Annotated in this window: 13 protein-coding genes; 9 read left to right on the forward strand and 4 right to left on the reverse strand. The window is 69.5% G+C overall.

What is annotated here, in order from left to right:
• Positions 1-29 precede the first annotated feature (29 nt).
• Positions 30-4,004 carry a type VII secretion protein EccCa gene (eccCa, locus tag ACIRU3_RS22650; protein ID WP_404058909.1) on the reverse strand — a complete coding sequence of 1,325 codons (3,975 nt, stop codon included), beginning with the start codon at positions 4,002-4,004 and terminating at the stop codon, positions 30-32.
• 338 nt (positions 4,005-4,342) lie between these two features.
• Here eccCa and eccD point away from each other — a divergent pair, with 338 nt between their 5' ends.
• The gene (eccD, locus tag ACIRU3_RS22655; RefSeq protein ID WP_404058949.1) at positions 4,343-5,851 is read left to right on the forward strand and encodes a type VII secretion integral membrane protein EccD; all 1,509 of its coding nucleotides are present in this window, start codon (positions 4,343-4,345) and stop codon (positions 5,849-5,851) included.
• Positions 5,852-5,979: 128 nt separating this feature from the next.
• On the opposite strand, the gene ACIRU3_RS22660 is transcribed toward eccD, so the two are convergent.
• Positions 5,980-6,273: a DUF397 domain-containing protein gene (locus tag ACIRU3_RS22660; RefSeq protein WP_404058911.1), complete on the reverse strand. Its 294-nt coding sequence runs from the start codon at positions 6,271-6,273 to the stop codon at positions 5,980-5,982.
• Between the two features lie 280 nt (positions 6,274-6,553).
• Here ACIRU3_RS22660 and rpsO point away from each other — a divergent pair, with 280 nt between their 5' ends.
• The 5 genes from rpsO to ACIRU3_RS22685 all read left to right on the forward strand — a co-directional run bounded on the left by rpsO (position 6,554) and on the right by ACIRU3_RS22685 (position 12,006).
• Positions 6,554-6,841, forward strand: coding sequence for a 30S ribosomal protein S15 (gene rpsO / locus ACIRU3_RS22665; protein ID WP_235458654.1), 288 nt, complete (start codon positions 6,554-6,556; stop codon positions 6,839-6,841).
• A 322-nt stretch (positions 6,842-7,163) separates the two neighbouring features.
• Positions 7,164-9,383, forward strand: coding sequence for a polyribonucleotide nucleotidyltransferase (locus tag ACIRU3_RS22670; protein ID WP_404058914.1), 2,220 nt, complete (start codon positions 7,164-7,166; stop codon positions 9,381-9,383).
• Positions 9,380-10,759: a M16 family metallopeptidase gene (locus ACIRU3_RS22675; RefSeq protein WP_404058916.1), complete on the forward strand. Its 1,380-nt coding sequence runs from the start codon at positions 9,380-9,382 to the stop codon at positions 10,757-10,759. Before ACIRU3_RS22670 ends, ACIRU3_RS22675 begins: the two co-directional genes overlap by 4 nt.
• Before the next feature lie 25 nt (positions 10,760-10,784).
• Entirely contained in the window at positions 10,785-11,537 is a 753-nt protein-coding gene (gene dapB / locus ACIRU3_RS22680) for a 4-hydroxy-tetrahydrodipicolinate reductase (protein WP_404058919.1), read from the forward strand.
• 13 nt (positions 11,538-11,550) lie between these two features.
• On the forward strand, positions 11,551-12,006 hold the full coding sequence (locus ACIRU3_RS22685; RefSeq protein ID WP_404058921.1) for a hypothetical protein: 456 nt from the start codon (positions 11,551-11,553) through the stop codon (positions 12,004-12,006).
• A gap of 150 nt (positions 12,007-12,156) precedes the next feature.
• Here the strand turns inward: ACIRU3_RS22685 and ACIRU3_RS22690 are convergent, their stop codons facing one another.
• Together ACIRU3_RS22690 and ACIRU3_RS22695 are read right to left on the reverse strand one after the other, a co-directional pair.
• Complete coding sequence (locus tag ACIRU3_RS22690; RefSeq protein WP_404058923.1) at positions 12,157-12,714, reverse strand: hypothetical protein; 558 nt, start codon at positions 12,712-12,714, stop codon at positions 12,157-12,159.
• 89 nt (positions 12,715-12,803) lie between these two features.
• Positions 12,804-13,040 carry a hypothetical protein gene (locus ACIRU3_RS22695; RefSeq protein ID WP_404058926.1) on the reverse strand — a complete coding sequence of 79 codons (237 nt, stop codon included), beginning with the start codon at positions 13,038-13,040 and terminating at the stop codon, positions 12,804-12,806.
• Positions 13,041-13,198: 158 nt separating this feature from the next.
• On the opposite strand from ACIRU3_RS22695, the gene thyX reads away from it, so the two are divergent.
• The 3 genes from thyX (at position 13,199) to ACIRU3_RS22710 (ending at position 16,895) form a co-directional block, all read left to right on the forward strand.
• Positions 13,199-13,942 carry an FAD-dependent thymidylate synthase gene (gene thyX / locus ACIRU3_RS22700; RefSeq protein ID WP_404058928.1) on the forward strand — a complete coding sequence of 248 codons (744 nt, stop codon included), beginning with the start codon at positions 13,199-13,201 and terminating at the stop codon, positions 13,940-13,942.
• Positions 13,943-14,153: 211 nt separating this feature from the next.
• Positions 14,154-15,053: a 4-hydroxy-tetrahydrodipicolinate synthase gene (gene dapA / locus ACIRU3_RS22705; RefSeq protein WP_404058930.1), complete on the forward strand. Its 900-nt coding sequence runs from the start codon at positions 14,154-14,156 to the stop codon at positions 15,051-15,053.
• 156 nt (positions 15,054-15,209) lie between these two features.
• Positions 15,210-16,895 (forward strand): ribonuclease J, encoded by a 1,686-nt coding sequence (locus tag ACIRU3_RS22710; RefSeq protein WP_404058933.1) that lies wholly within the window; start codon positions 15,210-15,212, stop codon positions 16,893-16,895.
• Positions 16,896-17,187: the final 292 nt, after the last annotated feature.

Here is a 17,187-nt window from a genome sequence, read left to right on the forward strand (position 1 = left end):
GCCCCGAGGCCCCCTACGTCAGCCGACCCTCACACGTCCTCGTCCCCGACCAGCCCCACCTGCACCATCGGCTTCCCCCGCTTCCGAGACACAAAGATCCCCCGCCCCGCGGGCATCGGCCGCGGCCGCACTCCGCCCAGCAGGTCGCCCTCGGCCGGATCACCCGCGAGGACCACACCCTGCGCACCGAGTTCCTTGATGCGCTGCATGAAGGACTCGTAGCCGGCACGGCTCGCGCCCGCCGTGGAGCGCGCGATGATGAAGCGGACGCCGACGTCGCGGGCGAACGGCAGCAGTTCCGTCAGGCCCGCCAGCGGGTTGCCGCTCGACGTGGACACCAGGTCGTAGTCGTCGACGACGACGTACACCGTGGGGCCCCGCCACCAGCTGCGGTTGCGCAGCTGCTCCGGGGTCACGTCGGCCGTCGGGGTGCGGCGCTGCATCAGGTCGGCCAGTGCGTCCATGTGGTGCTGCATCTGGTTCGACATGGGGATGTACTCCGCCAGGTGCGTGTCCGGGGTCACGCCGAGCAGCGAGCGGCGGTTGTCGACGACGAACAGCTTGCAGGTGGTGCCGTCGTAGCGCTCGGTGAGGCGCTTGATCAGCAGCTTCAGCAGGTTCGACTTGCCCGACTCGCTCTCGCCGAACACCAGGAAGAACGGGTCCTGTTCGAAGTCCACGAACACCGGCTCGAGGTTGTCCTCGTCCAGGGCGAAGGAGACGCCGCGGTGGGGGAAGCGGTCGCCCGGGGGGAGCTGGGCCGCCGGGAACTCGCGGGGCAGCAGGCGTACCTCCGGTGCGCCGGGCTCCTGCCAGTGGCGGGTGACCTCCGCCGCTAGGGCGGTCGTCGCCTCCGCGAGGTCCGTGTCGGAGGAGAGGCCGTCGATGCGGGGGACCGCCGCCATGAAGTGCTGCTTCTGCGGGGTCTGGCCGCGTCCCGGCACGCCGGTGGGGACGTTGGCCGCGACCTTGCGGTCGATCTCGGAGTCCATGGGGTCACCGAGCCGCAGTTCGAGGCGGTTCATCAGGTGGTCCTTGAGGTTTGCGCGGACCTCCATCGAGCGCGAGGCGGTGAGCACGAGGTGGATGCCGTAGCCCAGGCCACGCGCCGCGATGTCCAGGACCAGCGGCTCCAGCGCCTCGTAGTCCGTGCGGAAGTTCCCCCAGCCGTCGATGACCAGGAAGACGTCGCCCCAGGGCTGGTCGGTCACCGAGATGTCGCCGCGCGCGCGGCGGGAGCGGAACTCCGCGATGGAGGAGATGCCCGCGGAGCGGAAGTACTCCTCGCGGCGGGTCATGACGCCGTACACCTCGGCCGCCGTACGCCGGACCTTCTCGGGGTCCAGGCGGGAGGCGACGCCACCCACGTGCGGCAGACCGGCCACCGCGGCCATACCGCCACCGCCGAAGTCCAGGCCGTAGAACTGCACTTCCACCGGGGTGTGGGTGAGCGCGAACGACGCGATGATCGAACGCAGCACGGTCGACTTGCCGGACTGCGGGCCACCGATGATCTGCATATGGCCGGCCGCACCGCCGAAGTCCGCCCACAGCGGGTCGCGCCGCTGCTCGTAGGGCTTGTCGACGAGGCCGACCGGGATGACCAGCCGGCCCGCGCCCTCGTACCCCGGCTGGGTCATGCCGCGGCCGGGCACCGGGGCGAGCCCCGGCAGGAGCGAGTCGAGCGACGGCGGGCTGTCCAGCGGGGGCAGCCACACCTGGTGGGCGGCCGGACCCTGCGCCTCCAGGCGCCGCACGACCACATCGAGCACGGTGTCGGCGAGCGCGTCGTCCTGCCGTTCCTCGCGCACGTCCTGGCGCTGCTGCGGGACCGGCACGTAGTGCACCGGGACCTCGGAGGCGGTGAAGAGGACCGGCCTGCGGTCGACGGGCAGCGGGCCGCCGAGCGCCGCGGCCTGCTGCGAACTCGTGCGGTACACCCCGGAGACGTACGCCGCCTTGAACCGCACCATTTCGTCCGTACCGAACTTCAGGAAACCCGAACCCGGGACGTTCGGCAGCTCGTAGGCGTCCGGTACGCCGAGCGCGGCGCGCGACTCCGCCGCCGAGAACGTCCGCAGACCGATGCGGTACGACAGGTAGGTCTCCAGGCCGCGCAGCCGGCCCTCCTCCAGGCGCTGCGAGGCCAGGAGCAGATGCACACCCAGCGAACGGCCGATACGGCCGATCTGCACGAACATCTCGATGAAGTCAGGCTTGGCGGTCAGCAGTTCGCTGAACTCGTCGATCACCAGGACGAGGGACGGGATCGGCTGCAGCGGCGCACCCGCCGCGCGTGCCTTCTCGTAGTCATGGATGTTCGCGTAGTTGCCCGCGTCCCGGAGCATCTCCTGGCGGCGGTTGAGCTCACCACGGATCGAGTCGCCCATGCGGTCGACGAGGGTCAGGTCGTCCGCGAGGTTGGTGATCACGGCCGCCACGTGCGGCAGCTGGGCCATGCCCGCGAACGTGGCACCACCCTTGAAGTCGGCGAGGACGAAGTTCAGCGTCTCGGAGGAGTGGGTCACGGCGAGGCCGAGCACCAGCGTGCGCAGTAGCTCCGACTTGCCGGAACCGGTCGCACCGACGCACAGGCCGTGCGGGCCCATGCCCTCCTGCGCCGCCTCCTTGAGGTCGAGCATCACCGGGCGGCCGTCCTCGCCGAGACCGATCGGCACGCGCAGCCGCTCCGACTGCGAGCGCGGCCGCCAGGTCCGCTTCGGGTCGACCGAGGCCGCGTCGCCCAGGTTCAGCAGGTCCGTGAACTCCAGGTTGGCGAGCAGCGGTTCGTCGTCGTCCCCGCCCGACGCCATCCGCAGCGGCGCGAGTTGGCGGGCGAGAGCCTCTGCCGCCTCGTACGACAGAACGTCCGGTGTCCCCTCGTAGACCATGCCGTGCGCCGACTCCAGGCGCAGTTCCTTGGGCTGCACGATGACGGAGAGGTCGCCACGGCCGGCGGTGAGGTCGCCGGGCACGACCTCCAGGACCGTCACGCCCTGCAGGCCTTCCGGGCTGGCCAGCAACGACGTGGACGGCAGCGAGATGCCGTCGAGCACGACCACCAGGTGCGGCTGCTCGGGAACCGGTTGGCCGCCGGGGTGGAAGCGCGGGCGACCCTCGAGCCGGGAGGCGAGCCGGTCCTCCAGCTCCACCGGATCGGTCGTGATCAGGCGCATGTTGCCGGCGCCGTCGGCGACGCCCGGGGCCTGCACGTGCGGCAGCCACTTGGCCCACTCCCACTCGGGCGCCGACTGGCGTCCGGTGACGATGGCGATGACCAGGTCCTCGGGGGAGTGCATCGAAGCGAGGGCGGCGGCGACGGCACGGGCCGCGCCGCGCACGGTGTCCGGCTCACCGCTGATCGTCATGTGGTAGAAGGCGCGCAGCGAGACCGCCATCGGCAGGTCGTCGAGGGTGCCGTGCGTGGCGAGGAACCGCTGCATGGCGCCTGCGGTCAGCGGCTCCAACTCGTCGACCGGGGCGGTCTGCGGCGGGATCAGGGGAGTTGCCAGAGCCTGCGGGCCGAGACCCACGCGCACCTGTCCGAAATCCTCGTCGGCGGTGCGCCGCTCCCACACCCGGCTGCCCTCGGCGACGAGCGCCCACAGTTGCTCCGGTGAAGGGTGCAGGTAGTACTGGGCGTCGCGCTGGGATTGTGCGGTGTCCAGGGCCGAACGCCGGGTCTGCGACAGGTAGCGCAGATAGTCACGGCGCATGTCGGCCATCTGCCCCTGGCTGCCGCGGCGGTAGCGGATGAGCATCGAGATGCCCATGCCGATCGTCGAGGCCACCATCACCAAGCCCATGATCTTCATGAAGGGCTGGGCCTGGGGGTTGAAGAAGAACACCACGGACCCGCCCATGCCGAGCATGGGCAGGAGCTGCATCAGAGCGCCTTCCTGCTGGCCGCGCGGAAGTTCCGGCGGAGCTTGCAGTACGACCTCGTCCGTGGGCACTTCCTTCGGCAGTGCCCGCGGTGGGCGCTTGACGACGATGTGGCTCACTACGCACCAATTCCCTTGCCGGACCGAGATGTTTCGTCCGCCGCCCCGTGTCAGGCGAACGTCGACCGCGCAGCGCGATCCTACTGACAACCACGGACAACGCCGGGCGGTAGGGTGCCGGTGAGACGCGTGAGCAGTTGCGAATCGTTTCGGGAAAACCCGGGCAATCCGCAGCGGTTCGAAGCAAGCGCCTCCCCGTGAGCCCCGGATGCGACCGCTCGGTCGACAGCCGGAGCGGGCGCCGCGGCACAACCTACACAGGATCTTTACGGGCGGAAGGGTGCGCGGCGGCACCGTAGGCTCGCCCCACCATCCACGAGGGGGAACAGCAGGTGAGCATGACGGCCTCCGCGCCGGCCGGCGCGACTGGTGGACCAGGCACCGGAGCCCCTTCCGGGGCGGGCATGGGATTCGGCTTCTGCAGGGTCACCATCGTGGCGCCCGACAGCCGTATCGACGTGGCGCTGCCCGAGGACGTACCGGTCGCGGACCTGTACCCGGAGATCCTGCGCCTGTCCCAGCAGAGCCCCGACGAGGGCGCGCCGGTCGGCTACCACCTCGTCAGGCGGGACGGCACCGTCCTCGACGGCGCCCGGTCCTTCACTGCACAGCGCATCCTGGACGGCGAGTTGCTGACGCTGCGCCCGTTCGCCGAGTCGCTGCCGCCCGCCGTTGTCGACGACGTCTCCGAGGCGGTGGCCTCCGCCGTCACCCGCGACCGCACCCTGTGGAACGGCGACCTCACCCGTGCCGCCGGCCTCGTCGCGGGCGGCATCCTGCCCGCGCTGCTCGCGTTCGTGGCCTGGAGTTCCCAGATCCGCCACGACATGAACAGCCTGCAGGGCATCATCGCGGGCGTCACCGGAATCCTGCTGATCACCATCGCGTGCGTACGCGCACGGGTGTACGACGACCGTGGCTCGGCGGTCGCGCTGGGACTCGGCGCCCTGCCGAACGCCGCCGTGGCAGGTTCGGGACTGCTGCCGCTCTCCGACGGTCAGGGCATCGGACGGCTCCAGTTCCTGCTCGCCTGCGCGGTGGTCCTCGTCGCCTCCGTGGTGCTCACCCTGCTGTCCCCGGGAGGTGACGGACCCTTCGTGGCGTTCGTCTTCGCCTCCGCCATCGGTCTGATCACCACCTTCATCGCGATCCTCACCGAGCTGAAGCCCATCGAGACGGCCGCCGTCTGCGCCCCGCTGTCCGTCGTGGCACTGGCCTTCCTGCCGGGCCTGTCCATGCGCTTCGCGCGGCTGCCCATCGGTTTCGAACCGCCCAACCCCTCCCGCGGCGGCTACGACACCGGTGAGCCCGCACCGCAGGAGCCCGTGGACGCCGAGCGGGTGGCCGCCCGGGCCCGGCGCGGCCACGAACTCCTCGTCGGCCTGGTCGGGGGCTGCGCCCTCGTCGCTGTGGGCGCGTCGATCGTCCTCGGCTTCTCCAGCAACACATGGGCCCAGCTGCTGGCTCTCGCGACCGGGGTGGCGATGCTGATGCGGGCACACCTGTTCCGTTACACCGCGCAGGTCGGCGCCACCCTGGCCGCCGGCCTCGCCGCGATCGTCTTCCTCGGCCTCGGGCTCGCCCTGAACCCGCCCCGGGACTACCTGATCGACGCCTTCCAGGGCGACGCCACCGCCCTCGACATCCGCAGCGTCTGGCTCGCCGCGGCGGTCGGTGCGGCCATCGCCCTGGTCACCGCGATCGCCCTGATCACTCCGCGGCGCGGCGTCACCCCCTTCTGGGGGCGCTTCCTGGAGATCGCCGAGAGCTTCGTCCTGCTCACGCTGATCCCGCTGGCGCTGGCCGTCTTCGACGTGTACGCCCGGGCACGGGCGATGACCAGCTAGAGGCTTCTCGAGCGGTTCCCCGGGGAGCCCTGCAACGACTCCCCAGAGGGTCCTGCAAAGACTCCCCGGGGACCCCCGCTGCAGAAAAAGGGCGGCACGCACGCGTGCCGCCCTTTCTCACGTTCCGCTCACTCCGCCGCGAGCCCGCCGTTGTGCGGCATCGGCTTCAGATCGAACTCGCCGTCCCGTGCGCCCAGCACGAAGGCCCGCCACTCCGCCTCCGTGTACCGCAGCACGGTGTCCGGGTCGAGGGAGGACCGCATCGCCACCGCCCCGTCCGGGAGGTACGCGATCTCGACCCGCTCCTCGTGCTCCTCGGTGCCCGGCGCGCAGTGCCACTCGACGTCCGAGATGTCGAGCCCGTACAGCTCGTCCCGCTCGCGCTCCTTGCGCGCCTTGATCTCCGCTTCCGTCTCCGCCATCCCGAAGCGACCCCTTCCCGACGTACGTACGATCAGCACGTTCACCCTAGTGGCGGCCTCCCCCGGGCCCGGGGCGTTCCGGAACGTGGGAGAGGGGCCCGCCGCCGCCTGGTACCCTGGTCGACGGCCGTTTGTGTACGCACCCCCGGAGCACCCGCAGGTAGTCCCTGCCGCCCCGGAGGCCGCGCCCAGCGGATCCCCGCCTTCCGAGTCACGGAAGCTCCCCCGAGAAGCAGACCGGGGGCGCTCGGTGGGCACTCACAGACCATGAGGAGTACGCGTGTCGCTCGACGCCGCTACGAAGAAGCAGATCATCACCGAGTTCGGTACCAAGGAGGGCGACACCGGCTCCCCCGAGGTCCAGGTCGCCATGCTCTCGCGCCGGATCTCGGACCTGACGGAGCACCTCAAGGTCCACAAGCACGACCACCACTCCCGCCGTGGTCTGCTGATCCTGGTCGGTCAGCGCCGCCGGCTGCTGCAGTACCTGGCCAAGAAGGACATCCAGCGCTTCCGTACGCTGGTCGACCGCCTGGGCATCCGCCGCGGTGCGGCGGGCGCCAAGTAGGACGCCGTGAAGGGAGCGGTTCCCGATAGGACTCGGGAGCCGCTCCCTTTGCCGTACGTGCGGAAACGTGCGGAGTGTCACTCACGCTTTGTAGTGTGGTAGCACAACGCACAACGCATGACGCACGACACAGCACGACACAGCACGACAAGAAAGAGGAGAAGCGCACCTCGCCGCCGCCGGTCCTCGGTAGTGGCCCCCGGGGGGAAGCGAGCCCCGGGTGCTTCGATCGAAGACCGGCCCGCACCGCCCGGCGCGCTTCTCCGCAACCGTCCCCCTGCCACACGGGCAGCCGAGGGACGAAGACGAGGAGAAAACGCTAGTGGAGAACGAGACCCACTACGCCGAGGCCGTCATCGACAATGGCGCCTTCGGCACCCGTACCATCCGCTTCGAGACGGGCCGCCTGGCCAAGCAGGCCGCCGGCTCCGCCGTGGCGTACCTGGACGACGACACCATGGTGCTGTCGGCCACCACCGCCTCCAAGAACCCCAAGGACCAGCTCGACTTCTTCCCGCTGACGGTGGACGTCGAGGAGCGGATGTACGCCGCCGGCAAGATCCCCGGCAGCTTCTTCCGCCGTGAGGGCCGTCCCTCCGAGGACGCCATCCTCACCTGCCGTCTGATCGACCGCCCGCTGCGCCCGTCCTTCAAGAAGGGCCTGCGCAACGAGATCCAGGTCGTCGCCACGATCATGGCGCTCAACCCCGACCACCTGTACGACGTCGTGGCGATCAACGCCGCGTCCGCGTCCACGCAGCTGGCCGGTCTGCCCTTCTCCGGCCCGATCGGCGGCGTCCGCGTCGCGCTGATCAACGGCCAGTGGGTCGCGTTCCCGACGCACTCCGAGCTCGAGGACGCCGTCTTCGACATGGTCGTCGCCGGTCGCGTCCTGGAGGACGGCGACGTCGCGATCATGATGGTCGAGGCCGAGGCCACTGACAAGACCATCCAGCTGGTCAAGGGCGGCGCCGAGGCGCCGACCGAGGAGGTCGTCGCCGCCGGTCTGGAAGCCGCGAAGCCCTTCATCAAGGTGCTCTGCAAGGCCCAGGCCGACCTCGCGTCGAAGGCCGCCAAGCCGACCGGCGAGTTCCCGATCTTCCTCGACTACCAGGACGACGTCCTGGAGGCGCTGTCCGCCGCCGTCCGCCCGGAGCTCGCCTCCGCGCTGACGATCGCGGGCAAGCAGGAGCGCGAGTCCGAGCTGGACCGCGTCAAGGCGCTCGCCGCCGAGAAGCTCCTGCCGGAGTTCGAGGGCCGCGAGAAGGAGATCTCCGCCGCGTACCGCTCGCTGACGAAGCAGCTGGTCCGCGAGCGCGTGATCAAGGAGAAGAAGCGCATCGACGGCCGCGGTGTCACCGACATCCGCACGCTGGCCGCCGAGGTCGAGGCCATCCCGCGCGTGCACGGTTCCGCGGTGTTCGAGCGTGGCGAGACCCAGATCCTGGGCGTCACCACCCTCAACATGCTCCGCATGGAGCAGCAGCTGGACACCCTCTCCCCGGTGACCCGCAAGCGCTACATGCACAACTACAACTTCCCGCCGTACTCCACCGGCGAGACCGGCCGCGTCGGCTCCCCGAAGCGCCGCGAGATCGGCCACGGCGCCCTCGCCGAGCGCGCCCTCGTGCCGGTGCTGCCGACGCGCGAGGAGTTCCCGTACGCGATCCGCCAGGTCTCCGAGGCGCTGAGCTCCAACGGCTCGACGTCCATGGGCTCGGTCTGCGCCTCCACCATGTCGCTGCTGAACGCCGGTGTGCCGCTGAAGGCCCCGGTCGCCGGTATCGCCATGGGTCTGATCTCCCAGGAGGTCGAGGGCGAGACGCACTACGTCACCCTCACCGACATCCTCGGTGCGGAGGACGCCTTCGGTGACATGGACTTCAAGGTCGCCGGCACCAAGGAGTTCGTGACCGCCCTCCAGCTCGACACCAAGCTGGACGGCATCCCGGCCTCCGTCCTGGCCGCGGCCCTCAAGCAGGCCCGTGACGCCCGCCTCCACATCCTCGACGTGATGATGGAAGCGATCGACACGCCGGACGAGATGTCCCCGAACGCCCCGCGGATCATCACCGTCAAGATCCCCGTGGACAAGATCGGTGAGGTCATCGGCCCCAAGGGCAAGATGATCAACCAGATCCAGGAGGACACCGGCGCCGAGATCACGATCGAGGACGACGGCACCATCTACATCGGTGCCGCCGACGGCCCGGCCGCCGAGGCCGCCCGCGCCACGATCAACGGCATCGCCAACCCGACGATGCCCGAGGTCGGCGAGCGCTACCTGGGTACGGTCGTGAAGACGACCACCTTCGGTGCGTTCGTCTCCCTGCTGCCCGGCAAGGACGGTCTGCTGCACATCTCGCAGATCCGCAAGCTCGCCGGCGGCAAGCGCGTGGAGAACGTCGAGGACGTCGTCGGCGTGGGCCAGAAGGTCCAGGTCGAGATCGCCGAGATCGACTCCCGCGGCAAGCTCTCCCTCATCCCCGTGATCGAGGGCGAAGAAGGCGACGAGACGAAGAAGGACGACGCCGACCAGTGACGTCCCGTAGCTCCAAGGCGACGGCCCGCACCTCTTCGGAGGCGCGGGCCGTCGCCCGTACCCAAACCCTCATCAAGGGCACGAACGGCATCGGTACGGTCCGTAAGACCACCCTTCCGGGCGGTCTGCGCATCGTCACCGAGACCCTGCCCTCCGTGCGCTCGGCGACCTTCGGCATCTGGGCGCACGTCGGTTCCCGCGACGAGACCCCGTCCCTGAACGGCGCCACGCACTACCTGGAGCACCTGCTTTTCAAGGGCACCGGCCGCAGGTCGGCGCTGGACATCTCCTCCGCCATCGACGCGGTCGGCGGCGAGATGAACGCGTTCACGGCCAAGGAGTACACGTGCTACTACGCGCGCGTGCTCGACACCGACCTGCCCCTCGCCATCGACGTCGTCTGCGACATGCTGACCGGCTCGCTGATCCTCGAAGAGGACGTCAACGTCGAGCGCGGCGCGATCCTCGAAGAGATCGCGATGACCGAGGACGACCCGGGCGACTGTGTGCACGACCTGTTCGCGCACACCATGTTCGGCGACAACGCCCTCGGCCGCCCCGTCCTCGGCACGGTCGACACGGTCAACGCCCTCACCGCCGACCGCATCCGCCGCTTCTACAAGAAGCACTACGACCCGACCCACCTCGTGGTCGCCTGTGCCGGCAACGTCGACCACAACAAGGTCGTACGACAGGTCCGCGCGGCCTTCGAGAAGGCGGGCGCCTTCAAGGACGCGGACGCGCAGCCCATCGACCCGCGCGACGGCCGCCGTGCGATCCGCACGGCCGGCAAGGTGGAGCTGCTCGCCCGCAAGACCGAACAGGCGCACGTCGTCCTCGGTATGCCCGGCCTGGCCCGCACGGACGACCGCCGCTGGGCCATGGGCGTGCTCAACACCGCCCTCGGCGGCGGCATGTCCTCCCGCCTCTTCCAGGAGGTCCGGGAGAAGCGCGGCCTGGCCTACAGCGTGTACTCGTACACCTCCGGCTTCGCCGACTGCGGCCTGTTCGGCGTCTACGCCGGCTGCCGGCCGAGCCAGGTGCACGACGTACTGAAGATCTGCCGGGACGAACTCGACCGCGTCGCCGCCGACGGTCTCTCCGACGAGGAGATCGGCCGCGCCATCGGCCAGCTCCAGGGCTCCACCGTCCTGGGTCTCGAGGACACGGGCGCGCTGATGAACCGTATCGGCAAGAGTGAGCTGTGCTGGGGTGAGCAGATGTCCGTGGACGACATGCTGGCCCGGATCGCGACGGTCTCTCCGGACGAGGTCCGGTCGGTGGCCCGCGACATCCTGGGACAGCGCCCGTCGCTGTCGGTCATCGGCCCGCTGAAGGACAAGCAGGCCTCTCGTCTGCACGACGCCGTCGCCTGAAAACCACCGGTTAGGAAGCAGGAACATGAGCAAGCTGCGCGTGGCAGTCCTGGGTGCCAGGGGCCGGATCGGGTCCGAGGCCGTACAGGCGGTCGAGGCCGCCGAGGACATGGAGCTGGTCGCCGCCCTCGGCCGGGGCGACAAGCTGGAGACGCTGGCGGAGACCGGCGCCCAGGTCGCCGTCGAACTGACCACCCCCGCCTCCGTCATGGGCAACCTCGACTTCTGCGTGCGCCACGGCATCCACGCCGTCGTCGGTACGACGGGCTGGACCGAGGAGCGCCTGGCGCAGCTGACGGGCTGGCTCGCCCAGTCCCCGGAGACGGGCGTGCTCATCGCGCCGAACTTCTCCATCGGCGCCGTGCTGACCATGAAGTTCGCGCAGCTCGCCGCTCCCTACTTCGAGTCGGTCGAGGTCGTCGAGCTGCACCACCCGAACAAGGTGGACGCCCCGTCGGGCACCGCCACGCGTACGGCCCAGCTCATCGCCGAGGCCCGCCGCCAGGCCGGTACGGCCCCGGCGCCGGACGCCACGGTCACCGCCCTGGACGGCGCCCGCGGCGCGAGCGTGGACGGCGTCCCCGTCCATGCCGTGCGCCTGCGCGGCCTCCTGGCCCACCAGGAGGTGCTGCTCGGTGGCGAGGGCGAGACGCTCACCATCCGCCACGACTCCCTGCACCACAGCAGCTTCATGCCGGGCATCCTGCTCGGCGCCCGCCGTGTGGTGTCGACTCCGGGCCTGACGTTCGGCCTGGAGCACTTCCTGGACCTGAGCTGAGCCCGAACACATCATGCGCGCGAAGATCACTTACTTCGTCACGGCCGCCGTCCTGGTCTTCTACTTCGTCCTGGTCGGCAGCCGCGGCGTCATGCTCATCCAGTCCGGCACGGTCCTCACCGTCACCTTCGGGGTCGCGGTGCTCATCCTGCCGGTCATCGGGCTGTGGTTCCTGTGGAAGAACACCCAGTTCGTCCGGAAGGCCAACCTGCTCGCCGCCGAACTCGACGCCGAGGGCGGTCTGCCCGTCGACGAGCTGAAGCGCACCCCGGGCGGCCGTATCGACCGTGACTCGGCCGACGAGGTGTTCTCCCGGCGCAAGGCCGAGACGGAGGCCGCTCCGGACGACTGGCGCAGCTGGTTCCGGCTCGCCGTCGCCTACCACGACGCCCGTGACACCCCGCGGGCCCGCAAGGCGATGCAGCGCGCCATCGCCCTGCACGAGGGCAAGACCCCCTCGTGGGTCTGAACCGGGGCCGCTCTCGCGGACCTGGCTGATCGTCGTCGGGGTTCCTCGGTCAGTCGTTGCGGTGGTCGGCGAAGTCGATAAATCGCTGATTGCGGTGGCCGGGACGCAGTGGTTGCTGCGGTCGGGCGGACGAACACCGCAACCGGGACCTCAAGCGCCGCGCCCGTACTCCGCTGCCCATGCCTCCACCGTGTCCGCCGCCCGGTCGAAGGCCGCGGGGCGGTTCAGGAAGTCCAGGCCGTGCGAGGTCAGCAGCGGCGGCGTGTCCGCGGGGGCCCGGTCCTTGCGTACGAGCGTCAGAGCCTGCCCCTGCACCGTGCGCGGCAGCCCCAGCCAGCGCACCGGCTGCTGCGCCGTGCGTACCGAGACCACGCGCTTCCAGGGCACCGTGCGCGTCAGCAGGAAGCTCACCTGGCGCAGCCCGTGCGCGCTCACCCACACGCCCATGCGCAGCAGCCGCAGCGCGGAGGCGATGACCGCCAGCGCCAGGGCGAGGACCACGCCGGCGGAGGACACCGAGCCGGTCAGGGCGATGAGGACCGCCCCGAACAGCACGAACGAGGAGAGCAGCAGCCCCAGGGCCGCTCCGCCCACCCGCCCGGGGCCGGGCCGGTAGGGACGCCGCCAGCGGTCGCGGTCGTCGTAGGGAAGCGGGCTCTCGGATGCCGCATCGAAGGTGCGGTCGGCCGTCAGGAAGGGCAGGGGCACGGCTGGTCCTCACTCATCCTTGCGTGGGCTGTGCCCGGTGAGGCTATCCGGCCGCGTTCCCGCTCACCACCTGTGGGCGGCCGGAAGGGTCAGCGCCCCTGCGAGGCCTGGGACTGCTCGGCCGGCGTACCGGACGGCGTGGCCAGGGCGGGCATGCCGAGGATCACTGAGCCGACGAGCCCGGCGACGATGGTGAGGCCCAGCAGCCAGCGCCCGGCCAGCTGGCCGGCGGACGACCGCTGACGCGGTGGGGGAGTGACATTGCTGCGGAACCTGTCCGCGTCGGCCAGGAAGGCGAAGGGCACGGGCTCACGCCGCCGGAACATGGGGGTGCGCTCTCCTCTCGGGATCGAACATGTGGTGCTCATCGGTACAGACGCTCCAGTGACACAAAAGGTGCCCATGTCCGAAGAAATCCGCGGCAAGGTCACAGTTCGGGTCTGTCAGAGGTCCCCCGTACAGTGGGCGCGAACCTCAAGAAGTGATGGGAAGGACCCCCGTGACCACCCCCGAGTCGCTCACCCTGCGCAGTGACGTCACCGTCGAGCTCGTGAAGTCCAGTGCTTCGGATGCCGACGTCCTCTTCGCCGCCCGCGTCTCCACGCTCGGCGAGCAGTCCCTGGACGAGCTGAACAAGGACCCCGAGCGCTCGAAGGGCCTGATCAACTACCTGATGCGCGACCGGCACGGAAGCCCGTTCGAGCACAACTCGATGACCTTCTTCATCAGCGCCCCGATCTTCGTCTTCCGTGAGTTCATGCGGCACCGGGTGGGCTGGTCGTACAACGAGGAGTCGGGCCGCTACCGGGAGCTGGAGCCCGTCTTCTACGTCCCCGACGAGTCCCGCAAGCTCGTGCAGGAGGGCCGCCCGGGCAAGTACGTCTTCGTCGAGGGCACCCCGGCCCAGCACGAGACGGTGCGCAGCACCCTCCAGGAGTCCTACGAGCACGCCTACGCGGCCTACCAGAAGCTCCTCGCCGAGGGAGTCGCCCGCGAGGTGGCCCGCGCGGCGCTCCCCGTCGGCCTCTTCTCCTCCATGTACGCCACCTGCAACGCCCGCTCCCTGATGCACTTCCTCGGCCTGCGCACCCAGCACGAGCTGGCCAAGGTGCCGTCCTTCCCGCAGCGGGAGATCGAGATGGTCGGCGAGAAGATGGAGGCGGAGTGGGCGAGGCTCATGCCGCTCACCCACGCCGCCTTCAATACGAACGGCCGTGTGGCCCCATAACGAAGCTCTGTTCCCCCAAGCGGAACGGATGTACGGATCAGCCAGGCGAAGTGTCCGTATTGCGGCATTTGGAGAAGTTCATCTAGCCTGATCAAACGGACCCGGCACTGCTTGAACCCCCGAGCAGGCAGTGCCGGGTTCCATATTTGTCCTGACTTTCCCGGTACCCCGAGGGCAGACCACGTATGGAGCACCGAGTAGCGTGTTACCCATGGCTCCGACCTCGACTCCGCAGACCCCCTTCGGGCGGGTCCTCACCGCCATGGTCACGCCCTTCACGGCGGACGGCGCACTCGACCTCGACGGCGCGCAGCGACTCGCCGCCCACCTGGTGGACGCAGGCAATGACGGCCTGATCATCAACGGCACCACCGGCGAGTCCCCCACCACCAGCGACGCGGAGAAATCGGACCTGGTACGAGCCGTACTGGACGCGGTCGGCGACCGCGCCCACATCGTGGCCGGTGTCGGCACCAACGACACCCACCACAGCATCGAACTGGCCCGCGAGGCCGAGCGCGCCGGCGCACACGGCCTGCTGGTCGTGACGCCGTACTACAACAAGCCTCCGCAGGAGGGCCTGTACCGGCACTTCACGGCCGTCGCGGACACCACCGGGCTTCCGGTCATGCTCTACGACATCCCCGGCCGCAGCGGCGTCCCGGTCAACACCGAAACGCTCGTCCGGCTCGCGGAGCACCCCCGGATCGTCGCCAACAAGGACGCCAAGGGCGACCTCGGCCGCGCCAGCTGGGCCATCGCCCAGTCCGGCCTGGCCTGGTACTCCGGCGACGACATGCTGAACCTGCCCCTGCTGTCCGTGGGCGCGGTCGGCTTCGTCTCGGTCGTCGGCCATGTCGTCACCCCGGACCTGCGCGCCCTCGTCGACGCGTACACATCGGGTGACGTCGTCAAGGCCACCGAGATCCACCAGAAGCTGCTCCCGGTCTACACCGGCATGTTCCGCACCCAGGGCGTCATGACCACCAAGGCCGCGCTCGGCCTCCAGGGACTGCCCGCAGGCCCCCTGCGCGCGCCCATGGTCGAATGCTCGCCCGAGGAGATCGCCCAGCTCAAGATCGATCTTGCCGCCGGCGGGGTACAGCTCTGACAACAGACTTGGCACCACCCGAGCTTCACAACTGAAGAGACAACCGCATACGCGGGCCACCGGTGCCCGCACCCCACAACGACAACTGCTTCTGCACGAACGTCATGCGCGCCACGTGCCCGGCCGGTACGTGGCGCGCATGGTGAGGAGAGTCTTTTGAGTCATCCGCATCCTGAACTCGGCCCGCCCCCGCCGCTCCCCGAGGGCGGCCTGAGGGTCACCCCGCTCGGCGGTCTCGGTGAGATCGGCCGGAACATGACGGTCTTCGAGTACGGCGGCCGTCTGCTGATCGTCGACTGCGGAGTGCTCTTCCCCGAGGAGGAGCAGCCCGGAATCGACCTGATCCTGCCGGACTTCTCGTCCATCCGGGACCGCCTCGACGACATCGAGGGCATCGTCCTCACGCATGGCCACGAGGACCACATCGGTGGCGTCCCCTTCCTGCTCCGCGAGAAGCCGGACATCCCGCTGATCGGCTCCAAGCTGACCCTCGCCCTCATCGAGGCCAAGCTCCAGGAGCACCGGATCCGCCCGTACACCCTTGAGGTGGCGGAGGGGAACCGGGAGCGCGTCGGCCCCTTCGACTGCGAGTTCATCGCGGTCAACCACTCGATCCCGGACGCCCTGGCGGTCGCCATCCGCACCCCCGCCGGCATGGTGGTGCACACCGGCGACTTCAAGATGGACCAGCTCCCGCTGGACAACCGCCTCACCGACCTGCACGCGTTCGCCCGGCTCAGCGAGGAGGGCATCGACCTCCTTCTCGCCGACTCGACGAACGCCGAGGTCCCGGGCTTCGTCCCGCCCGAACGCGACATCTCCAACGTCCTGCGCCAGGTCTTCGCCGGTGCCCGCAAGCGGATCATCGTGGCGAGCTTCGCCAGCCACGTCCACCGCATTCAGCAGATCCTGGACGCGGCGCACGAGTACGGCCGCCGGGTCGCCTTCGTCGGCCGCTCCATGGTCCGCAACATGGGCATCGCCCGCGACCTCGGCTACCTGAAGGTCCCGCCGGGCCTGGTGGTCGACGTCAAGACGCTGGACGACCTGCCCGACAGCCAGGTGGTCCTGGTCTGCACGGGCTCCCAGGGCGAGCCGATGGCGGCCCTGTCCCGTATGGCCAACCGCGATCACCAGATCCGCATCGTCGACGGCGACACGGTCATCCTGGCCTCGTCCCTCATCCCCGGAAACGAGAACGCGGTCTACCGCGTGATCAACGGCCTGACCCGCTGGGGCGCCAACGTCGTCCACAAGGGCAACGCCAAGGTGCACGTTTCCGGTCACGCCTCCGCGGGCGAGCTGCTGTACTTCTACAACATCTGCCGCCCGAGGAACCTCATGCCGGTCCACGGTGAATGGCGGCATCTTCGCGCCAACGCCGAACTGGGCGCCATGACGGGTGTTCCGCACGACCGCATCGTCATCGCCGAGGACGGCGTGGCCGTCGACCTGGTCGAGGGCAAGGCGAAGATCTCGGGCAAGGTCCAGGCGGGCTACGTCTACGTCGATGGACTCTCCGTCGGCGATGTGGGCGAGCCGGCCCTGAAGGACCGCAAGATCCTCGGTGACGAGGGCATCATCTCGGTCTTCGTGGTCGTGGACTCCTCGACCGGCAAGATCACGGGTGGCCCGCATGTCCAGGCCCGCGGTTCCGGCATCGAGGACGCGGCCTTCGCCGACGTCATCCCGAAGATCACGGAGGTCCTGGAGCGCTCGGCCCAGGACGGCGTCGTCGAGCCTCACCAGCTGCAGCAACTCATTCGGCGTACTCTCGGCAAGTGGGTCTCAGACGCGTATCGCCGCAGGCCAATGATCCTGCCGGTCGTGGTGGAGGTCTGACACCCCGTCCGCGTGAACTGGGAGCGGGGCGCCTCGATTTGCATCGGGGCGCCCCGCTCCAGTACGTTTACGGCTCCGCCCGACCGGGAACCCCAGTGCTTCATGTGCTGGACCACGGTGCCCCGGAGCGGGTGGGAATTCCGACTCAGAACTTCTGATAAAGTCGGAACCGCCGGAAAGGGAAACGCGAGAGCGGCAACCTGGAAAGCACCGAGGAAATCGGATCGAGAAAAGATCTGATAGAGTCGGAAACACCGAAGGGAAGCCCGGAGGAAAGCCCGAGAGGGTGAGT

Source organism: Streptomyces sp. NPDC101151 (assembly GCF_044768335.1).
Taxonomy (GTDB): domain Bacteria; phylum Actinomycetota; class Actinomycetes; order Streptomycetales; family Streptomycetaceae; genus Streptomyces.